Consider the following 20,121-nt stretch of genomic DNA (forward strand, 5'->3'; position numbering starts at 1 on the left):
GATGACGTGACGGCTGTGCTTCCCTTTCCTGAAGCCTACAGGCACCGTCTGCGCACGACCAACGGGATGGAGCGCCTGAATGAGGAATTCCGCCGCAGGGAGCGCGTCATCCGGATATTCCCCAACCGGGAGTCTGTGATCCGCCTCATGGGTTCTGTCCTCATGGAAATGAATGAAAAATGGCTGGAGGGCCGCCGTTATTTGGACATGACAAATTATGCGGAGTGGAAGGCACAGAAGCTCCAAAAACAGAATCAAAAATCGAAAGTGACATCTATTTACCAAAACTAACGCCCTATTCCAGCTGAGATGAATTTACACATAAAAAAGGACTTGATCAATTAAGTTTATCTCAGACATTCACGATGCAATATTTCACTCTTTAAAGTCTTGGGCTGAACAATCTACGGGAAATTGGAATATGCTCATTGGTAGCGGTTTTATATTGCTTTTGGTTGGAGTGATTCTAACGTGCGTCTTTCAGAAAAAAATAGGTAAAACTGACGAAAGAACAATGCAAATAGCTTTAAAAAGTGCGCTCATTATGTTATGTGTAATCATTTTGTGCGACATAATTTTCCCGAAAGACTATATGTGGCAAATTTTCTTCTTATTTAAATATTCTCTTACATTCCTCGCTTCAGGAATATATCTAGCTGTTCGCTATAAAAAAGATTTTTTTAACTAAAGAGCGAAACAGGAAGATTGGTAAAGGAAATCTTGTGGCTCTGTCGTTTTAAAAGCTCTTAAAGAAAGGAAAATAATCTAGCATGATGATTGGTGGCGATTTGCTTGTTATTTGAGCGAGTCGCTTTTTTTGCATTCATCTGAGCAATTTTGGAACAGCATCTTTCTATGGCGGTTGATATACTGGGTTTACCGTACGGTTGGAGGGAATGCTTCATGGACACGATCGTGATCTTGCAACAAACGCTGGACTATGTTGACGAACATATTACAGACGACATCACCCCTGAATGTTTAGCGGCGCAAGCCGGATTTTCGACCTGGCATTTTTGCCGAGTCTTTCAATGGGGTGTCGGTTATACAGTGATGGCTTACGTACGAAAACGCCGCCTTGCTTTTGCTGCATGCGAACTTGCTTCGGGCAAGCGGATTCTCGACATTTCGCTGAAGTACCGATTTGACACGCACTCAGGGTTCAGCAAGGCTTTTCGCCGTTATTTTGGCTGCAGCCCGGCAACATATCGGTTGCATGCACGCGGCGGTCGCCCGAACCCGCCGAGCCTTCCGCGTACAAACGATTATTTGACTGGAGGAATTATTTTGGAACCAATATTTGTGACGCTTCCTGCTGTTAAACTTGCAGGCTATGTGATTAAAACAACCTCATCTGATGGAGAGAACAGTAAAACCATTCCGGCATTCTGGCAGGCCTATATGACGGATGGGCGAATGGATAAGCTCCATGCCGAGCGCTTTGTCAAGGCACATGATGAATACGGAGTCTGCTTTCCTGAAGATCCGCAGAACGGCGCGTTTGATTATGTGATCGGTGTTGAACGAAAGGAGGGCGAAGCAGTACCAGACGGCTATCATACATGCGCCATTCCGCCTGCTTCCTATGCTGTGTTCTCGACGCCGCCAAGCAATGCCGAACACTTTGTATCTGCAATTCAAGGAACGTGGAACTACATCTTCAGCGAATGGTTTCCAAAATCAGGATACGAGTACGCACCGGATTGCGTCGACTTTGAACGCTACGATGACCGCTGCATGTCGGACGTTGGAAAGGTATGCGAGATCTATATTCCCATCGTGAAAAAGAAAAACTAAAGTAGGATAAAAATGAAACACGCACAAAAAGGATACCTCGGTTGAAGGTATCCTTTTTGTGTACTTGTACTTCCTTTTGTCGCTTAAGTCGAACCAATAGACAGTGGTAGCCTTTTTCAATTGGGTTTTTCTTTTTATATAGATTACACAGGCAGCCAAATGTTGGTTGTTTTGCACTATGTTTATTGATAAGTATGGAAGCGAGTCATTTGTTGATCAAAGACTATTTGCCATTCGATAGTTTTCCACTTCCTGCAAGGTTGGGATTGCATTTTGTCCGCCCGTCCGGGAAACTTTAATGCCAGCAGCGACAGTGGCAAATTTAGCAGCTGCAACGAGATCATCAGAATCGACTAACGCATCAGCGATCGCCCCAGCATAGCAATCGCCAGCTCCAACCGTATCGAGCGCTTTCACTTTAAGCGAGTCGACTAACGTAGATCGACCATTTTGACAAACAAGACAACCTTGACTGCCCATTTTGACAATGACATTTGGGACACCGAGTGTTTTGATCTTCTGGGCAGCTTGTTGCGCGCTTTCTTCATCGGTTACTTTAATGCCAGTGATGCGTTCGGTTTCCTGAGCATTAGGCAATGTTAAGTCAGCATACTGGAAGGCTTCAGGGACAATTCCATCAGCGGGTGCTGGATCGAGAATGACAAACATGCCTTTTTGTTTAGCTATTTTCATAGCAGTCAGGATGGAGTCGGTGCTCGTTTCCATTTGAATCAGTAGGATTTTCGCTTCAATAGCACCGAAAGCCCTTTCAATATCTTGCGCAGTTAATGCTTCGTTTGCCCCTTTGGAGCCGACCATCGTATTTTCGCCAGATTGGTCAATGATTGCGACGAATGTACCTGTCCCAAATTTTTCTTTACGAATGAGGTGGGTGACATCCACATTTTTATCACGAAAATTATTTATGAGCTGATCACCGGCACTATCTTTTCCAACGGCACCGATGAAGCAGGTTCTCTTTCCAAGACGGGCAGCACTGACTGCCTGATTGGACCCTTTACCTCCCGGCAGCATTTCTACAGAATGAGCAAATGTGGTCTCTCCATATTTTGGATACTTGCCGCACTTAGCAACAACGTCCATATTGATGCTTCCGACTACTGCAATATCATAGTTCATGATAACTTCCTCCTTAAAATTTTGTATGTTTTTTCATTTATTGATTTAAATCTTTATACATGAGATCGAATATCAAAGTAGCTTAGGCATTAAATGTCGATTCAGAGTCAGCTCTAGTCAGTTCAGCCATTTTCGGGTCTGGGCTACATTTTCCTGACGCGTTCCACGATTATGAAAGATGCTGCTTGTTCCGCAGATGTAGAGTGTCGCTCCATTTTCTTTACAGGCGGGAATAGTAGCTTTGCCAATATTTCCGTCTACTTCAATTTCAATAGTCCGTTCTAGTTTCTGAATCCGTTCATGAAGTTGCGCAATTTTTTGATAGGTTGCCGGAATAAATTTCTGACCAGAAAATCCGGGATTGACGGTCATGATTACGACATAATCCACTACATCGTAGACATAGTCGAGAACTGTAAGCGGTGTTGCTGGGTTCAGCGCCAGACCAGCTTTCATACCTAACTGCTTAATTTTTGCAAGCGTTCCCTGGATATTATCTGTTGCTTCTGCATGAATGGACAGCATATCGACTCCGCAGCCGGCGAACAAGTCAATATAACGCTCTGGATTTTGAATCATCAGGTGTGCGTCAAGTGGTTTGTTTGTCAGTGAGCGAATGGTTTTAATTAAATCAGGGCCAATGGTAAAGTTGGGGACAAATTGGCCGTCCATGACATCCAGATGATAAAAATCAACCCCTGCTTCATCCAACTGACTAATGTCATCGGCCAGGTGAGCCAGATCGGCACACATTAATGACGGACCTATTTTATTCATGATGATTCCTCCTCAATTGAGTTGATGATTCTCTGATCACGAGATTAGGTTGTATACGAATCTTTCTCGGTTTAGCATTTGGCTGCTGCATCAGACTAATAATTTCTGTAATTGCGAGAGTTCCCATTTCTTTCATATGTTGACTAATTGTTGACAGAGACGGCGTTACGTAGCGAGAAAAAAGGATATTATCATAACCGACAATTTTCACTTGATCGGGAATTTTGAATCCTGCCTCTAAGCATGCACGCATTGCACCAAGTGCCAAAGCATCATTGGAGCAAAAAATTCCGTCAAATAAAAAACTGCTCTGGATCAATGATTGAATCGATTGATAACCACTGAAGAGATCAAAATTTGCATAAATGACTTTCTGCGGGAGATCCGGATTAAAAGCATTTAAGGCTTCCTGATAACCGCTTAACCGGTCTATTGAACTCATCTGATCTTTTGGCCCAGATAGATGGATGATCTTTCGGCATCCCTGGTCAAGCAGATGGCTGACCGCCTTACTCGCTCCTGTTTTGTGGTCAACGGAAATGGCGGAGTAGGGATGGTTGAATTGCGCACGATCAATCGTCAGAGTTAGTATCCCATGTGATTCCAGCATTTCGAGATCTTTACTTTCCACATAAAGTGAATTGATAATTGCTGCACAAGCATAATGGCTAAGTATCGAGTCTAAATAATACTTGACTTTATTACGATCATCATCTGTGTTGCACAGAAAAATATGATAGCCTTTCTGATTGGCAGAAGCCTCAATTTCGCGAACTAATTCCGGGAAGAATGGGTTCTTTAGTGTCGGAATCAGTAGTGCGATCAAATTGGAGCGTCTTTTGGATAAACTTTTAGCAATTGAATTTGGCCTGTAATGTAATTTTTGTATGACCTGCTGTACGCGAGCAATCGTTTCGGGACTGGCTTCGCCTTTGTTATTAATGATCCTTGAGACAGTGGCGACTGAGACCCCTGCTGTTTTTGCGACGTCACGAATCGTTGCCATCAGCATAAACTCCTTTACGTAACCGGTTACGTAGTTAACTTACACCAAAGATTTCTTTTTGTCAAACGCTTTCTGAATCCGCTTGCAAAAATATTGAGAATGGATTATATTATGTGTGATCCTTTTCTGCAATTACGTAACCGGTTACGAGGTTTTAGTAATGACTAGGAGGATTCGTTATGATTGTAGAAAAACTTAACCAGGGGTTCCAATTTTTTATCAACTTAGGAGCCCCTGCTATGATGTTCATTATTATCACCCTTCTTTCACTGATTGTTGGAGTCTCCATTTCAAAGGCACTTGAAGGCGGCATCCGAATGGCAGTTGCTTTAACAGGGATGAGTGCGGTTATTTCTCTGTTGACCAGCGCTTTTGGTCCGGCGTTGAACAGCTTTGTTGAAGAAACTGGAGCTACGCTTGAGATAACAGACCTTGGCTGGGCGCCTTTAGCGGTTATTACTTGGGGTTCAATGTATACGCTTTATTTTGCGTTTGTTTGTTTCTTGCTTAACTTTATTCTGTTGATATTTTCTGTGACAAAGACCTTGAACGTTGATTTGTTCAACATCTGGAATATTTCAATTATTGGGTTACTCATTCTTCATTATTCAGGAAATAATATTATCCTGACAACGGTTTTTGTAGCGTTTGTTTATACTTTGGCTCTGATTAACGCTGATGTTATGAAGCCGACAATCAACGAGCTGTTAAACTATGAGAAAACCAATATCACAACGACTGCACATCCCGAACTACTCATTGCCCCGGTTGTGATGATTTTCAACAAGCTTATCGATCGGTTTCTACCGTTTATCGATAAATTTGATTTTAATGCTGAGACCTTGAACCGAAAAATTGGTTTTTGGGGCAGCAAATTTGCGATTGGGGCCTACCTTGGTGTTTTCATTGGTCTGCTTGCTCGTCAGTCGCCTAGTGAGATTTTTCGGTTGGTGTTTATCGCTGGTGTTTCTCTAGAACTATTTGCGTATGTTGGCGGTTGGTTTGGCCCGGCTATTGAACCGCTTTCGCAAGGGATTACTACGTTTATGAGTAAACGGTTACGCGGGCGGAAAGTCTATATTGGAATCGACTGGCCGATTTTGGCTCCGCGTGCTGAAATCTGGGCTGTCGCTAATATTCTGGCGCCAATTCTTCTAATTGTCGCTTTGATTCTGCCGGGCAACCATGTCCTGCCGCTTGGCGGCATCTTGATGACTGTACTGGCTCCGGCTCTGCTTATCATCACTAAAGGACGTGTGGTGCGCATGACCATCATTGGCACCGTGATGATTCCGCTGTTCCTATGGGCTGCCACAATGATTGCTGAATTCTTGACTTCAACATCAAAAGCAATGGGCAATTTTCCAACTGGCCTTGCTAAAGGCTCACTTTTTTCTTCTGTCGACTCAGATCCGCTTGAGAAAATGCTGACGGTTCTTGTCGGAAAGGCGGCGGCAACGCTTGATCTGAAAATGATTCTGTTTGCTCTTCTTGCTATGGGCAGCTATATTCTAATGTTTATCTGGTACTTTAGACAGATGAAGAAAGAAAGTTCGAAAGTGGATCATTCAGATGAACGATCTGCAGCGGAAAATATAGTAGCTCAATAAAGTGCAGTGAAAGTTGGTTAGAGCCAACCAGCTGTCAGACAATAAAAGGAAAATTAATCTACAGACATTATGTGCACCAGGTGTGTCTGTTTAAACGTATCCGTAGAAAAAGGTGTATTGAATGAAGGACAAGTATAACTAAACTATCTGTTTCATGCTTAACTTGTTTTTATGGTTGGAAGACATTGAATGAAAAAGCCGCCGGTATCGATTGAACGATACAGGCGGCTTTTTGAATCTAATCAACGCGCAGCAACAGGGATATTTTTTTGAGATAAGCAAACAAAGTGCTTCATATTTTTTTTATAGGTTGCCGGATAGAATAGTAACGGCCTGTCCGCCAATTTCACAGCGATCCTTATTGAGCTGAATGGACAATTGGCCTTGTCTGCTTGACAACTGTATGGCCTTTGTGAAAACGATTCTCCAACCAACTGCTGACGGTATGGTGTCCGAAGGCTTCACGTTTACAGGGGTACTTTATGCCGGCTTGATCCTAACCACCGCCGATCCAAAGGTGATCGAATTCAACTGCCGCTTCGGTGATCCGGAGACGCAGGTCGTTCTGCCACGGATGGAATCTGATTTTGTTCAAACCGTACTCGACGTGTTGGACGGCAAGCAACCCAAGCTCGCATGGAACGAAAAAACAGCGGTCGGCGTTGTCCTCGCGTCAAGCGGAATCCGGGCAGCTACGAAAAAGGCCGGGAAACTTGGCGACCTCGCCGCGCTACCGGAGTACGCACTGCTTTTCCACGCCGGAACAAAAAAATCCGGTACGGACTGGCTGACCAATGGCGGCCGTGTGCTGCTCGTCACACGGCTCGGCGATGATCTTCGCTCGGCTCGCGATGCGGTTAATAACGATTTAGATCGCATCAAAACCGATGCCGTATTCTTCCGCAAAGATATCGGGCATCATGCGTTGGAAGCTACGGAATAATCGATAAGTACGATAAACTGTCTTTGCTAAAAAGGTGAAGGCAGTTTTTTTACATGTTTGTGTTGAAAATGGGTTGGCAGTAAGAATTAGTGAACAGCGCTTGTAATGCCGGGGGTTCACAAAGTGTTTTGAGAGATTAATATTTCTTACGAATGATCAGCCAATAAACGAGAATAGCGAATATGGTTACATAAGATAATAAGTATGAAGAGCTTTTTTATTTTAAAACGAGATAATAAAATTGTTATAGTAAGAAAGAATGCGATTGAGTTCGATGCGGAAAAAGGATACCTCGGGTTGAGGGTATCCTTTTTACTTTTTTTGTGTACCGTGGTCATCAATACTGCACACCAAAAAAATGCGTGAGGAAAAGAGACAGGCAATCTACATTGTTCAAGCAAAAATATCAGCGTCCATCCGAAGAATCGGTCTATTAAGCTTTCAAAAACAGCAGGATCCATGAATTTTTGTTGCAGACGTTAATCGCGCATCGTGTTCCCAACAAATTGCTGATCGTAGCTCATAATGCTTTGCGTTTGTAAACCAGCATTGCAAGCAGGTAGGCAACAATGAGGATACCCAGGCACCATGCGAGCGCAATCCAGATCTCGCTGCCGACGGGCTGATTTGACAGCAACGTTCGGATGGCGTCCACTATTGAAGTCACCGGCTGGTTTTCGGCAAAAGCGCGAACAACCGTCGGCATCGAGTCGGTGGGCACAAAGGCCGAACTGATAAACGGAAGAAAAATAAGCGGATAGGAGAAGGCACTTGCGCCGTCTATCGATTTTGCGGTCAATCCAGGAATCACCGCGATCCAGGTCAGGGCCAGTGTAACCAGCGCGAGGATACCGGCCACGGCAAGCCATGACACGATCCCTGCTGACGAACGAAAGCCCATAATCAGCGCTACGAGAATGATGACGATGACCGAAATCGCGTTGGAAACTAGTGAGGTCAGCACATGCCCCCACAGCACGGCGGAACGCGCAATCGGCATGGAGTGGAACCGTTCGAAGATGCCGCTCTGCATATCCATGAACAGGCGGAAAGCTGTATAGGCGATGCCGCTCGCAATCGCCATCAGCAGGATGCCGGGCAGCAGATAATTTACATAATTGTCCGTGCCGGCTTGAATTGCGCCGCCCAATACGTAGATAAACAGCAGCATCATCGCAATCGGAGTGATGCAGACCGTGATGATGGTGTCCATGCTGCGGGTAATATGGCGCATGGAACGTCCGAGCATAACCCTTATGTCACTGAAAAAGTGTTTCTTTGTCGTTACCATTTACTTTGCCTCCTTCTTGCCGATGAGAGCGAGGAATAGTTCCTCTAGGCTTGGCTGTTTTTCTACATACTCTACCTTCGCGGGCGGGAACAGCTTTTTCAGTTCCTCAAGCGTGCCGCTCACAATGATCCTTCCCTCATGCAGAATGGCGATCTGATCCGCAAGCTGCTCGGCTTCCTCTAAATATTGCGTGGTCAGGAATACCGTTGTGCCACTGTTCGCAAGTTCTTTGACAACATTCCAAACCTCGATGCGTGCCTCGGGATCCAGCCCGGTGGTCGGCTCATCGAGGAAGATGAGTTGCGGTTTCCCAATTAGGCTCATGGCAATGTCGAGTCTGCGGCGCATACCGCCTGAGTAGGTTGAGGCTCTGCGATCGGCGGCATCGACCAACCCAAAGCGCTTGAGTAAATCATCGGCTACCTGACGCGGATTTTTCAGATGGCGCAGCTTGGCGATCATAATCAGATTTTCTCGTCCGGTCAAAATCTCGTCCACGGCGGCGAATTGTCCGGTCAGGCTGATCGACTGCCGCACGTGTTCGGAATGTGCCGCAACATCAAAACCGTTAACGATAGCGGTTCCCCCATCTGGTTTGAGCAGCGTAGCAAGTATTTTGATAATCGTTGTCTTGCCCGCGCCATTGGAGCCAAGCAGGGCGAAAATCTCACCTCGCTTTACGTCGAAATCGACGCCTTTCAGGACTGCTGCGCTCTTGAAAGACTTTCGCAAATTTTTTACCTCAATTGCTTTTTCCATCTTGATTCCCCCTTTTTTTGTCCGACATCTTTTTCATAGCCTTGTTCACTTTCCGGTCAACAGCTTCTTGATAGACGTCAGCATAAGTTTTTGAATCTTTGATGAGAGCGCCGCAGAAAGCCGCTACGTCACTGCCTGTAATTTCGAGCACACCTTTTCCCGAGGCCGCGCCCTCTTCAAAAAGATCGACAATGCCTGAGAGTAAACCGATCCCGCTGGTTAACTCAACCGGTCCGACTTTAAAGAAATATTTTTGAATCTCTTTATAAACAATCTGATAATCTTGCGGGAGTGCTTTGACACGCGCCATGTGCGCCCGCCACTCTTTTTTGCCCTTGATGATATCTCGTATGCTCATTTTATCCTCCTATTTGCCTAATTTTCTTGCAATAGCATTGTTGAGTTGCCTACGCCACTTGTCGCGAAAAGACTTTGCCCCTTCTTCGCCGGCAAGTGCTGAACAGAAGCCTTTGATATCGTCACCCAAAACCTCTTGAACGCTCTGACCGTCCGTCGCTGTTTCTTCGAGCAGACCAAGTACATCGTCAAGAATGGGCATGAGGTTGCGTCCGGTAAAATCTGAGTGCGGCCAAAGATTGGTCTTAATTTGTTCCCATGCTGCCTGATAATCAGCCGGCAGTTTTTTGGCACGTGATTCAAAAGTTTTCATTTCTTTGGTCATGTCGCTGCCGGTGACCTTTTCCCAAAAATTCATTATTTTCTCTCCTTTAACTCATTCATTTTTGATGATATGAACGCCCATTTCTCCCAAAACATCCGCAATTTCTCGCGACCTGCGTCGTTGAGCACGAAAAACTTGCGTGGTGGTCCCATATCGGATGGCTTTTTCTCCGTGTCCACGAGTCTATTTTTTTCAAGCCGTACCAAAATGGTGTAGACAGTGCCTTCCACCACATCACTGAAACCAAGAGCATTCAACCGTCGCGTGATCTCATAGCCGTATGTTTCTCCGCGGCTGATCAGTTCAAGGACACAGCCTTCGAGCACGCCTTTCAGCATTTCTGTTAGGTTTTCCAGCATAATCCCTTCTTTACTATTTAGTATGACTGGTATGCAGTAATACAGACTACTACTATATAGTTACACTGAGTAGACGATTTGTCAAGAGCAATTGCTTGATAAATCACTTCATAATCCGATAGATTCTCATTAAATAGGGGGGATCTAAAAAAATGGTTAAATCAGCAACTTCAAAACTTTTGCTCACTCAGTGATGAGCGTGAATGCCTTCGATGATCCATCGCTTTGAACGAACGATTTGTTCCAGGTAAAGAACGTTTATCGTTTTGCCTTGCCGGTACGACGATAAGGTCATAAGATTCGGTTGGGCGATCAGGTTAGCGACCAATCTTAGAAATAAACGGAAAAATTCCGCTTAATTAGAAAATAAATGAAAAAATCGCTTAAATAGACGGAGAAATTCCGCTTATCGAATCAAAAAACGTGAAAATGGAGGGTTTTTCTGTGTATAAGCGGAAAAATTACCCTTATTTACCTGTGAAACAAGCACCATGATGCATATAACCGGAAAATTTCCGCTTATTTTATTCCGGCCGCGTTACTTAATTAAGGATCCAAGACAAGCTTGATGATTCAAAACCGCATTTGGAGCAAAGGAGCTTTCGTATGTAAGGAACTTTCGAATAAAAGGAACTTTCGAATAAAAGGAACTTCCGCTAAAGGCGTGTACGTCCTGTGCACAACGCGGAAGTCACCGCATCCTGCGGAAGTACGGATCGAGTGCTATTTGCCCGGTTTTTCTTATAAATAGTGATCGCGCTCCTCATCGCTTCTTCGCAGATCGCCGGACGACGTTTGGTTCCAAACAACGTTGTCCAGCACATAATAGGGTATAGTGTAGATTTTCGATAACATTCGGGCTAAGGTTGTTTTCCCGCTGCCCACCGAACCAATAATAGGTATGCGATCGGGAAGCGGCCTTTTCAATGCGCGCGTCATGTCAATCTCCTGTTGAAGACCTTTTGCCATTTTGTATTTTCGTACCCGAGCTGCGTGTAGAATTGATGTGCTTGTTCCCGGGTTCCTCCTGAACGGACGCGCAGTTCGGTATAGCCGTGCTCAGTTGCCCAGCGCTCGCATGTCTCGAGCAGCTGTTTGCCGATTCCTTGGCGGCGGCAGCTACGGTCGACGACAATACCGCCGAGTTCAGCATAAACCCCTTCAAGAAAATGTTTACCGAAACAATGCGCCCATCCGCAGACGCAGCCTGTTTGATCTTCAAAGACAAAAAAGCCGTTGTCTGGATTGTTCAGGATGTAGTGAAGCCGCTGTTTAATATCGGCTGCCTTTTCTTCATAGCCAAGTTGTGTACATAGATCCTTGAGCGCCGGTGTATCGGATGGAGTTGCTGAGCGAATCATTTTGATTGTCACCTCAGATCAGAGTATTTTTTAGTCGTTTTTTTCATTAATGGTTAAATTTCTGTATATGAGGTCTTCGCGTTCATTGAAACCGATCGACTGCCAAAATTCATTTCCTGCTTGATTTGTGGAGAAAACAACGAGGGCAACTTTATTAATTCCCTCTTTTTTCAAGGCATCGATGACGGCGCTCACCAGTTGCTTGCCGATTCCTTGGCGGCGGCAGCTACGGTCGACTGCTGTGTGATAGATGTAGCCTCTGCGGCCGTCGTTTCCGCACAGGATGACGCCGACAATTTTTTGATGCGCGACCGCGATAAAATTTGTATTCGGGTTTCTCTTTAAGAACTTTTCAATCCCTTGGACGGAATCATCGAGGCTGCGCATGCCTATTCCATCGCTATGTTCCCAGAGTTGATGGACTTCCGTGTAATCCTCTAATTTCAATAAGCGAATGTTCATCACGCATGCTCCTCAATCTTTCTTCGTCGTCAAATCAAAATCTAAATAATTGTCTTTCGGTTTGAATCCGTAACTTTTATAGAGGTACTTGCCCATTGAGGATGCGGTGATTGTTACTTTTCCACAATGGCGCTGCTTGGCTTCCTTGACGACGGCATCGAGCAACTTAGTCGCGATCCCCTTTCGCCGGTACGGCATGAGCGTGTGCATGCAGGACAAGGTGCCGACAAACCCGGATGGATTGCCATAGAAGGGCGGACGGCGGCTGAAGGACATGCCGCTTGTCGCCACAATTTTCCCATCATCCAATGCGATCCAGGAGACAAAGCTGCCATTCTCAAGTGCATGACGGAAGTAGTCACTGAGCGGCTCGGTGAGATCAGTTGTCGGCACCGCCCCTTCTTCGACCAGCTGCAATTTTCTCATTTCCACAAATTCGTCAATATCTTCGGTTCTAAGCATGCGAAATACGAGTTCTTTCATTGCTTTTCCTTCTTTCTTTCACATGAATATAGCAGAAACGGCATCATATGAGAAGATAAGTTGTCTACTAATGCGAATCGTTGAAAAACTGTTGAACCGCTTTTTGATAAGGTGTAGAATAACGAAAATAGAAAAAATAGGATGATTCAGAAAACGAAGGAGAGATTGAAGTGAACGAAACAGTCAGAAGAGTAGGTATAGTCGGAATCGGAAATGTTGGAAAGGCTGCTGCCTCCGCGATTGTCCACAATAATATTGCGGATGAACTGTACATTTCCGACATAGATTCCGAACGCGCAAAGGGTGAGGCTTGGGACTTTGCGGATAGTATTGAGCTGACATCGTCAAGAACGCGGGTTAGTGAAGTACCGCTTGAAGGACTTGCTGCGTGTGACATTATTCTTGTTGCCGTAACGGAAAGGTCTGAAATCCCGAGCAGCTCGCGTCTTGAACTCCTGAAAGGCACCGCGGCGATCACGTATGATATTGTACCCAAGCTGCGCAAAGTAGGATTCAAAGGAAAATATGTCATCGCAACCAATCCATGCGATATCATCACATATCTGTTCTACCGACTGTCCGGGCTGCCAAAAAATCATGTGATTGGCACTGGAACGGCGCTGGACAGCATGCGACTGCGCCGTCAACTGTCTAACGTGATCGGCGGCGTTGACCCACGCAGCATCAATGCGTTTATGGTTGGTGAACACGGTGATTCTCAAATTGCCGCATGGTCGCAGGTTACGGTCGGCGGACAGCCGCTTGATCAATTTGAAGAAGATAATTTTGATGAATTTGGTCCAATCGACCGCGATCAGGTGGAAGATGCAGCGCGGCATTTTGGTTGGGAAATTCATAAACGCAAGGGCAACACGCAATTTGGAATTGGCAACGAACTCGCCTTTTTTGCGAAGTCAATCCTCAACGATGCACGCACCGTAACGGCAGCTTCAGTCATTCAAAATGGGGAGTACGGTCAGCATGACCTGGCGATTGGCGTGCCGACGATCATCGGCCGCAACGGCGTGGAGAAAATCATCAGATTCCGCCTTAACGAAAAGGAACAAGAAGGATTCAACGCATCAGCCGAATTGATCAAGAGCTATATCAAACAAACTTTGGAAGAACACGAAGAATCAGCAGCGAAGTAAACCTTAAAAGCCACCTGTCCGAGACGCCAGTCTCCGCAGGTGGCTTTTTTAATTTGAAATCGGCAAAACGCTCGATAAACTTTCCAAAGCGCTCGATAAATTCGTGGAAACGCTCGATAAAGTTGGCAAAACGCTCGATAAATTAGTGGAAATGCTCGATAAACTTTCCAAAACGCTCGATAAATTAGTGGAAACGCTCGATAAAATTGGCAAACCGCTCGATAAATTAGTGGAAACGCTCGATAAAGTTGGCAAAACGCTCGATAAAGCTGCGGCAACCCCTTACAGGCACACACGATCAAAGAACTCATCATAACTGTTAATATAAAAGTCCGCACCCGGCGCATCATTTTGAAATAGGCACGTTTTCTTCCCAAGCTTTTTCGCGGGAATAATATCTAGCGTGCGGTCACCGATTGCCAAATCAAAACCTTGGTACTCGTCCAAATAGATATAAGCGGCAGGATCCGGCTTCTTGGGAAATCCGTTGTCCGAGGTGACCATTTCCGCAAAGTAATTTTCTAAACCGTATTGCCGTAAAATCCTGACAAGATCCACGCGATTGTTATGAGTCATAATCACATTTTTATCCGCAGAAACCAGCACTTTTTCAACTGATGGAAATGGCTTGAACCCACGAGATGGGTATTCACGAATGAGTTGGTGAAAAGTCCTGATCTGATCGGGGGTCATGCGGAAGTATGCATACGCTGTCTGAAATGAAATTTTTAGTTGAACGAAAATAGCTTGTTCGTCAACATCTGAATTCAGTACTTGTTTAAAAAGTTTCGTGTAAACCGGATATGTATCAAGTATCGTCCCGTCAAAATCCCACAAAATGTTCACATCAATCACGTCCTCACTAAAAATAATCAGCAAACATCTTTAGCCTAACATAATAGCAATGAAAACGTAAACATTTGATTTTAACACGCTGAAGTAGTCCGAATAATGAATTTCGCGCGGTGAAGAATGAAATCATTTTTTGCTTCGACTTTATCCCTACGCCTATTTGATGTACTATGTTAAAAGGAATGCTTATGCAAGTTTGAGAGATCACTATACATTCAAACTTAACTAGATAAAGATGTATCTGCTCCGGGTAGATTTTATGTAATAGATCGGCAAGGCATGATATAAGTGAGAACAGAACCGATGATGAAATGATTGATTTTACTGATGAGAAAGGAATGGATAAGGTTGCAAATTGATAAATTAAGAGGCAAAGCTCTTGATCAGCTGTTTGACGCCATCCTGACATTGAAAGATCGTGAGGAATGCTACCAGTTTTTTGATGATCTATGCACAATGGGCGAGATTCAATCATTGTCGCAACGGCTTGAGGTGGCGAGAATGCTGATGACAGGACAAACCTATCACCAGATTGAAGAAGAGACAGGAGCCAGCACGGCGACTATTTCCAGAGTGAAGCGCTGCATCAACTTTGGTGCGGATGGCTATAAAATGGCACTTAATCGATTGGAATAATAAAAAGAAACGGGTTGCTTCTCGTTTCAAGTAAAAAATGGTCTATTGAGGCGGCGATATTCTGGGGAAATAGTGAATACAGAATGCGCCGACTTTGCATTTTGCGCGCGATTTTTTCATGATGTGTTACTAAGCGACTCTATTTTAGGAAGTGATAGCGATGGAACGACTTTCACAGGAACTGCTCGAAGGACTTAACCCGGAACAACTAAAGGCGGTCAAGCACCACGCGGGCCCGCTTTTGATTATGGCCGGCGCGGGAAGCGGTAAGACACGCGTGCTGACCCATCGCATGGCATACTTAATGATTGAGCGTGACATCGCGCCTTGGAATATTCTGGCGATCACGTTCACGAATAAAGCGGCAAAAGAAATGAGGGAACGCCTTGCCGGTCTCGCGGGACCACTCGTTGAAGACACATGGGTGTCCACCTTCCACTCGATGTGCGTCCGGATTTTACGCCGTGACATCGACCGTATGGGGGTTAGCCGCAATTTTACGATCTTAGACAGCACCGATCAGTTATCGGTTGTGAAACAAACGCTCAAAGAACACAATTTGGATCCGAAAAAATTCACGCCGCGTGGCATTTTAGGCGCAATCAGCGCTGCCAAAAACGAATTGAAGACAGCTGCAGACTTTGCAAAGACAGCTCAGGGCCCCTTCGAAGAGGTCGTCCGCGATGTCTACAAAGACTATGAGAAGAAGCTGCTTCAGAACCAGTCACTTGATTTCGATGATCTAATCATGACGACGGTGCACCTGTTCCAGCGCGTGCCGGAAGTTCTTGAATTCTATCAAAAGAAGTTTCAGTACATCCATGTTGATGAGTATCAGGATACGAACCGTGCCCAATATCTGCTCGTGCACATGCTTGCCGACCGTTTTAAGAACCTATGTGTTGTCGGTGATTCCGATCAATCGATCTATGGCTGGCGCGGTGCGGATATTCATAACATTCTGTCATTCGAGGAAGACTACCCGAATGCGCAAGTGATTAAATTGGAACAAAACTATCGATCGACGAAGATGATTCTTGACGCTGCGAACCATGTGATCGAGAACAACCATGATCGCAAGCCGAAGAACCTGTGGACGGAAAATGCTGACGGCAATAAAATCGCGTACTATCGGGCGCCGACAGAACGTGAAGAAGGCTATTACGTTGCCGGAAAGATGCGGGAGCTCTTTAATGATGGATTCAAATATTCCGAGCTTGCCGTGCTCTATAGAACGAACGCCCAATCACGTGTGATTGAAGAGACACTGGTCAAGTCGAACATACCGTATCGAATGGTCGGCAGTATCAAGTTCTACGACCGCAAAGAAATCAAAGATATACTCGCTTATCTGCGGCTGATCGCGAATCCGAATGATGAAATCAGTTTGGCGCGCGTGATTAACGAACCGAAGCGAGGCATCGGTGCTTCTTCCATGGATAAGCTTGCTGATTATGCGATCTCAGGGGATCTCTCATTGATGCAGGCGATCGATGATGTGGAACAGACCGGCATTGCGGCGCGAACAGCAGGTAAAATGAAAGCCTTCGCTGAAATGATCATGAATTGGTCCAAAATGCAGGAATTCCTGTCTGTGACCGAGCTTGTTGACGATGTATTGGACAAATCCGGCTATCGTGACGCGCTCAAAGCAGAACGGACGATCGAAGCGCAGAGCCGTCTGGAAAATCTGGATGAATTGCTGTCGGTGACAAAGGAATTTGAAAGCACGCATGATGATAAATCCCTCATTAATTTTCTGACCGAGCTCGCGCTTGACGCCGATATAGACGATCAGGAAGATCAAGCCCCACAAGACGCGGTAACGTTGATGACCCTTCACTCGGCCAAGGGACTGGAATTTCCGATTGTCTTTCTTGTCGGCATGGAAGAAGGTATTTTTCCACATATGCGTTCCTTGGATGATCCGGAGGAAATGGAAGAGGAGCGTCGCTTGGCGTATGTTGGCATTACGCGGGCGAAGAAGCAGCTGTTCTTGACAAGCGCGCAGGTACGCATGCTTTATGGCAATACGATCACTAATCCCGCGTCACGTTTTATTAAGGAAATCCCAAAAGACCTTATTGAGCAGGAAGACTCTGAAGAACAGATGATTTCCGGCGGCTTCGCATCGAAGTCTGCATCTGGATCACCTTTCAGCAGGCGATCAGCAGCACCAGTCTCCCAATCACGGCCAATTCTTCAGAAAAGAGCGCAGCATAATGAAACGTGGAGCGCCGGCGACAAGGTCACGCACAAAAAGTGGGGTCAAGGAACCATTGTGGCGACTCGGGGAAGCGGAGACAGCGTCGAACTGGATATTGTCTTCCCAAGTCCGGTTGGGTTGAAGCGATTGCTTGGCGCATTTGCTCCGATTGAGAAAGTGTGACCGGGTCATAATAGGTTATATAATAATCAAGTTTTTTAACAGTATAAAAGAGGTCTGAGAAATAAGCGGAAAAATTCCGCTTATTTAGAGAATGAACGAAAAAATAGCTTGAATAGACGGAGAAATTCCGCTTATCGAATCAAAAAACGTGAAAATGGAAGCTTTTTCTGTGAATAACCGGAAAAATTACCCTTATTTACCTGAGAAACAAGCGCCATGATGCAAATAACCGGAAAATCTCCGCTTATTTTACTCCGGCCGCGTTACTTAATTAAGGACCAAAATGATTTATTAGTAAACAAAATGTGGAATAGAATCGTATTAGGAAAACAATACCGTGGACACGCCGAAACGCGCGTCATAGGCAGTTTTTCTTCATACTAATGGTATAAAGGAGCAACAAATCATGGTTGAGCGACTGCCCCAACACGTCATGGATCTGCATCAGCAATTAAATCAGTATAGCTACGAGTACTATGTGGAGGACAATCCAAGTGTACCCGACAGTGAGTATGATCGGCTTATGAACGAGCTGATCGCCCTGGAGAAGGAGCACCCGGAGTGGATTACGCCGGATTCACCAACTCAGCGAGTAGGCGGAGAACCGCTCAAGGCATTTACGAAGGTGACGCATGATCTCCCGATGCTCAGCCTCGGCGATGTGTTCAGCGAAGCGGAACTGCTGGATTTTGATCGCCGCGTCAGGCAGGCAGTCGGAGATGACGTCACTTATGTCTGCGAATTGAAAATTGATGGACTGGCGGTTTCGCTCACCTATGAAAAAGGTGAATTTGTGCTCGGCGCAACACGTGGGAACGGGACCATCGGAGAAGACATCACGAATAATTTAAAGACCGTCCGCTCCCTGCCGCTTGTGCTCCCGGAACCGATTGATATTGAGGTGCGCGGAGAGGCCTATATGCCGAAGCGATCATTTGAGAAATTAAATGACGAACGAAGCCGAAATGGTGAGCCGCTGTTTGCCAATCCGCGCAACGCCGCAGCCGGGTCCCTAAGACAGCTCGATCCGAAAATATCGGCGAAAAGAAGGCTCTCTGTTTTTTTGTACAGCTCCGGTCGTTTTGACCGTGAGAAAATCAAAACGCACTACGGCCTGCTTGAAGCGATTCGCGAGCTGGGACTTCCGGTCAATCCGGAATCAAGACGTTGCAAAACGATGCAGGAAGTCTTTGATTATATCAAGGAATATACGGAAAAGCGGGACACGCTTCCCTATGGCATTGACGGCATCGTGGTCAAAGTAGACGCAATGGATCAGCAGCGGCAGCTGGGCAACACGGTGAAGTCGCCGCGCTGGATGATCGCCTATAAATTTCCTGCGGAAGAAGTCGTGACAACACTCGAGGCTATTGAAGTCAGTGTCGGACGAACCGGTGCCGTAACGCCAACAGCTGTGCTTACTCCGGTGTCCGTTGCCGGAACAACGGTCAAAAGAGCATCACTTCATAACGAAGACTTAATTCAGGAGAAAGATATACGCATTGGCGACCGCGTCGTGATTCGAAAAGCGGGGGACATAATCCCTGAGGTCGTTAATGTGCTGACTGAACAGAGAACGGGTGATGAAGTACCTTACGCAATGCCGACGACTTGCCCGGAATGCGGGAGCGAACTCGTTCGACTTGAAGAAGAAGTCGCGCTTCGCTGCATTAACCCGAAATGCCCGGCGCTGATTCGAGAAGGACTCATCCACTTTGTCTCACGCGGTGCCATGAATATTGACGGCTTAGGCGAAAAGGTGATCACACAGCTTTTTGATAAGAAGCTGATCGCTGACGTCGCCGATCTGTATAAACTGAATCGTGCTGATCTGATCTCCATGGAACGCATGGGTGAAAAGTCGACCGATAATTTACTAAAGGCCATCGAACATTCTAAGGAAAACTCTCTGGAGCACTTGCTTTTCGGGCTAGGCATCCGTTACATTGGATCCAAGGCGGCCAAACTTTTAGCGCAAGCCTTTAAAGACATCCACGCATTGGCGACCGCGGATATGGACGCGCTCACCGCAGTCGATGAGATTGGCGAGAAGATGGCGGATTCGTTGATCATGTATTTTTCAAAGCCCGAAGTTGGCGCATTGATTAATGAACTGAAAAACGCTGGCGTAACGATGACGTATCTTGGCCCGGATCCTGAGGCAGTCGCTCAATCCGATTCACCGTTTAATGGAAAGACAGTCGTGTTAACCGGCAAATTGACGCAAATGACACGAACTGAGGCAAAAGAAGCGATTGAACAGCGCGGCGGCAAGGTGACCGGAAGCGTCAGTGCCAGCACGGACCTAGTCGTTGCAGGGGAAGCTGCCGGATCAAAGTTGAAAAAAGCGCAGGATCTTCAGATCGAGGTTTGGGATGAGGCGCATTTTGTGGAAATGCTCAAGGAATAGGGGATGCTCCAAT

At 45.8% G+C, this 20,121-nt stretch carries 22 protein-coding genes and 1 pseudogene; 10 read left to right on the forward strand and 13 right to left on the reverse strand.

Translation table 11 applies throughout. The annotated features are described in order from the left end of the window. The 3 genes from BM003_RS14660 to BM003_RS14670 form a co-directional block, all read left to right on the forward strand. Positions 1 to 291: transposase (locus BM003_RS14660; protein WP_177184813.1), on the forward strand; the 291-nt coding region annotated here is incomplete at its 5' end. A gap of 49 nt (positions 292 to 340) precedes the next feature. Further along, a complete protein-coding gene (locus tag BM003_RS17985) occupies positions 341 to 688 on the forward strand; it encodes a DUF2178 domain-containing protein (protein ID WP_093674380.1) in 348 nt (115 codons plus the stop codon). A gap of 215 nt (positions 689 to 903) precedes the next feature. Next, entirely contained in the window at positions 904 to 1,797 is an 894-nt protein-coding gene (locus tag BM003_RS14670; protein WP_093674382.1) for an AraC family transcriptional regulator, read from the forward strand. A 216-nt stretch (positions 1,798 to 2,013) separates the two neighbouring features. Here BM003_RS14670 and BM003_RS14675 read toward each other — a convergent pair whose 3' ends face one another. From BM003_RS14675 to BM003_RS14685, 3 genes are all read right to left on the reverse strand, one after another. Continuing rightward, positions 2,014 to 2,937, reverse strand: coding sequence for a ribokinase (locus BM003_RS14675; protein WP_093674384.1), 924 nt, complete (start codon positions 2,935 to 2,937; stop codon positions 2,014 to 2,016). A 117-nt stretch (positions 2,938 to 3,054) separates the two neighbouring features. Next, the gene (rpe, locus tag BM003_RS14680) at positions 3,055 to 3,714 is read right to left on the reverse strand and encodes a ribulose-phosphate 3-epimerase (RefSeq protein WP_093674386.1); all 660 of its coding nucleotides are present in this window, start codon (positions 3,712 to 3,714) and stop codon (positions 3,055 to 3,057) included. After that, a complete protein-coding gene (locus tag BM003_RS14685; RefSeq protein WP_093674388.1) occupies positions 3,707 to 4,720 on the reverse strand; it encodes a LacI family DNA-binding transcriptional regulator in 1,014 nt (337 codons plus the stop codon). The genes rpe and BM003_RS14685 overlap by 8 nt, the downstream gene beginning before the upstream one ends. A 179-nt stretch (positions 4,721 to 4,899) precedes the next feature. Here BM003_RS14685 and BM003_RS14690 point away from each other — a divergent pair, with 179 nt between their 5' ends. Then, positions 4,900 to 6,330 carry a PTS transporter subunit IIC gene (locus BM003_RS14690; protein ID WP_177184814.1) on the forward strand — a complete coding sequence of 477 codons (1,431 nt, stop codon included), beginning with the start codon at positions 4,900 to 4,902 and terminating at the stop codon, positions 6,328 to 6,330. A 403-nt stretch (positions 6,331 to 6,733) separates the two neighbouring features. Continuing rightward, positions 6,734 to 7,273, forward strand: coding sequence for a phosphoribosylglycinamide synthetase C domain-containing protein (locus BM003_RS14695; protein WP_245734301.1), 540 nt, complete (start codon positions 6,734 to 6,736; stop codon positions 7,271 to 7,273). A gap of 520 nt (positions 7,274 to 7,793) precedes the next feature. Here BM003_RS14695 and BM003_RS14700 read toward each other — a convergent pair. From BM003_RS14700 to BM003_RS14740, 9 genes and pseudogenes are all read right to left on the reverse strand, one after another. Further along, positions 7,794 to 8,564, reverse strand: a complete 771-nt coding sequence (locus BM003_RS14700; RefSeq protein WP_093674390.1) for an ABC transporter permease — start codon at positions 8,562 to 8,564, stop codon at positions 7,794 to 7,796. Next, the gene (locus BM003_RS14705) at positions 8,565 to 9,323 is read right to left on the reverse strand and encodes an ABC transporter ATP-binding protein (protein ID WP_093674392.1); all 759 of its coding nucleotides are present in this window, start codon (positions 9,321 to 9,323) and stop codon (positions 8,565 to 8,567) included. It abuts the gene before it with no gap. Next, a complete protein-coding gene (locus BM003_RS14710; RefSeq protein WP_093674394.1) occupies positions 9,307 to 9,681 on the reverse strand; it encodes a DUF1048 domain-containing protein in 375 nt (124 codons plus the stop codon). The genes BM003_RS14705 and BM003_RS14710 overlap by 17 nt, the downstream gene beginning before the upstream one ends. 9 nt (positions 9,682 to 9,690) lie before the next feature. Then, positions 9,691 to 10,038 (reverse strand): DUF1048 domain-containing protein, encoded by a 348-nt coding sequence (locus tag BM003_RS14715; RefSeq protein ID WP_093674396.1) that lies wholly within the window; start codon positions 10,036 to 10,038, stop codon positions 9,691 to 9,693. Continuing rightward, positions 10,038 to 10,364, reverse strand: coding sequence for a PadR family transcriptional regulator (locus BM003_RS14720; protein ID WP_093674398.1), 327 nt, complete (start codon positions 10,362 to 10,364; stop codon positions 10,038 to 10,040). The genes BM003_RS14715 and BM003_RS14720 overlap by 1 nt, the downstream gene beginning before the upstream one ends. Positions 10,365 to 11,108: 744 nt before the next feature. Beyond that, positions 11,109 to 11,303 (reverse strand): annotated as a pseudogene (locus BM003_RS14725) (DNA topology modulation protein FlaR); the annotation flags it as partial. Further along, positions 11,300 to 11,725: a GNAT family N-acetyltransferase gene (locus BM003_RS14730; protein ID WP_093674400.1), complete on the reverse strand. Its 426-nt coding sequence runs from the start codon at positions 11,723 to 11,725 to the stop codon at positions 11,300 to 11,302. The pseudogene BM003_RS14725 and the gene BM003_RS14730, both read right to left, overlap by 4 nt. A 30-nt stretch (positions 11,726 to 11,755) precedes the next feature. Beyond that, positions 11,756 to 12,187, reverse strand: coding sequence for a GNAT family N-acetyltransferase (locus BM003_RS14735; RefSeq protein ID WP_093674402.1), 432 nt, complete (start codon positions 12,185 to 12,187; stop codon positions 11,756 to 11,758). A gap of 12 nt (positions 12,188 to 12,199) precedes the next feature. Continuing rightward, positions 12,200 to 12,670, reverse strand: a complete 471-nt coding sequence (locus BM003_RS14740; protein ID WP_093674404.1) for a GNAT family N-acetyltransferase — start codon at positions 12,668 to 12,670, stop codon at positions 12,200 to 12,202. Between the two features lie 170 nt (positions 12,671 to 12,840). Between BM003_RS14740 and BM003_RS14745 the strand changes: the two genes are divergently transcribed. Both BM003_RS14745 and BM003_RS14750 read left to right on the forward strand, forming a co-directional pair. Further along, positions 12,841 to 13,821 (forward strand): L-lactate dehydrogenase, encoded by a 981-nt coding sequence (locus tag BM003_RS14745; protein WP_093674406.1) that lies wholly within the window; start codon positions 12,841 to 12,843, stop codon positions 13,819 to 13,821. Between the two features lie 103 nt (positions 13,822 to 13,924). Then, positions 13,925 to 14,137: a hypothetical protein gene (locus tag BM003_RS14750; protein ID WP_093674408.1), complete on the forward strand. Its 213-nt coding sequence runs from the start codon at positions 13,925 to 13,927 to the stop codon at positions 14,135 to 14,137. On the opposite strand, the gene BM003_RS14755 is transcribed toward BM003_RS14750, so the two are convergent. Continuing rightward, the gene (locus BM003_RS14755; protein ID WP_093674457.1) at positions 14,104 to 14,667 is read right to left on the reverse strand and encodes an HAD-IA family hydrolase; all 564 of its coding nucleotides are present in this window, start codon (positions 14,665 to 14,667) and stop codon (positions 14,104 to 14,106) included. The genes BM003_RS14750 and BM003_RS14755 overlap by 34 nt on opposite strands. Positions 14,668 to 15,021: 354 nt before the next feature. Here BM003_RS14755 and BM003_RS14760 point away from each other — a divergent pair, with 354 nt between their 5' ends. From BM003_RS14760 to ligA, 3 genes are all read left to right on the forward strand, one after another. Next, positions 15,022 to 15,309, forward strand: a complete 288-nt coding sequence (locus BM003_RS14760) for a YerC/YecD family TrpR-related protein (RefSeq protein ID WP_093674410.1) — start codon at positions 15,022 to 15,024, stop codon at positions 15,307 to 15,309. A gap of 160 nt (positions 15,310 to 15,469) precedes the next feature. Then, on the forward strand, positions 15,470 to 17,698 hold the full coding sequence (pcrA, locus tag BM003_RS14765; RefSeq protein WP_093674411.1) for a DNA helicase PcrA: 2,229 nt from the start codon (positions 15,470 to 15,472) through the stop codon (positions 17,696 to 17,698). Between the two features lie 406 nt (positions 17,699 to 18,104). Further along, a complete protein-coding gene (ligA, locus tag BM003_RS14770) occupies positions 18,105 to 20,108 on the forward strand; it encodes an NAD-dependent DNA ligase LigA (RefSeq protein ID WP_093674413.1) in 2,004 nt (667 codons plus the stop codon). Positions 20,109 to 20,121: the final 13 nt, after the last annotated feature.

The organism is Sporolactobacillus nakayamae, assembly GCF_900113325.1.
In the GTDB taxonomy this organism is placed as follows: domain Bacteria; phylum Bacillota; class Bacilli; order Bacillales; family Sporolactobacillaceae; genus Sporolactobacillus; species Sporolactobacillus nakayamae.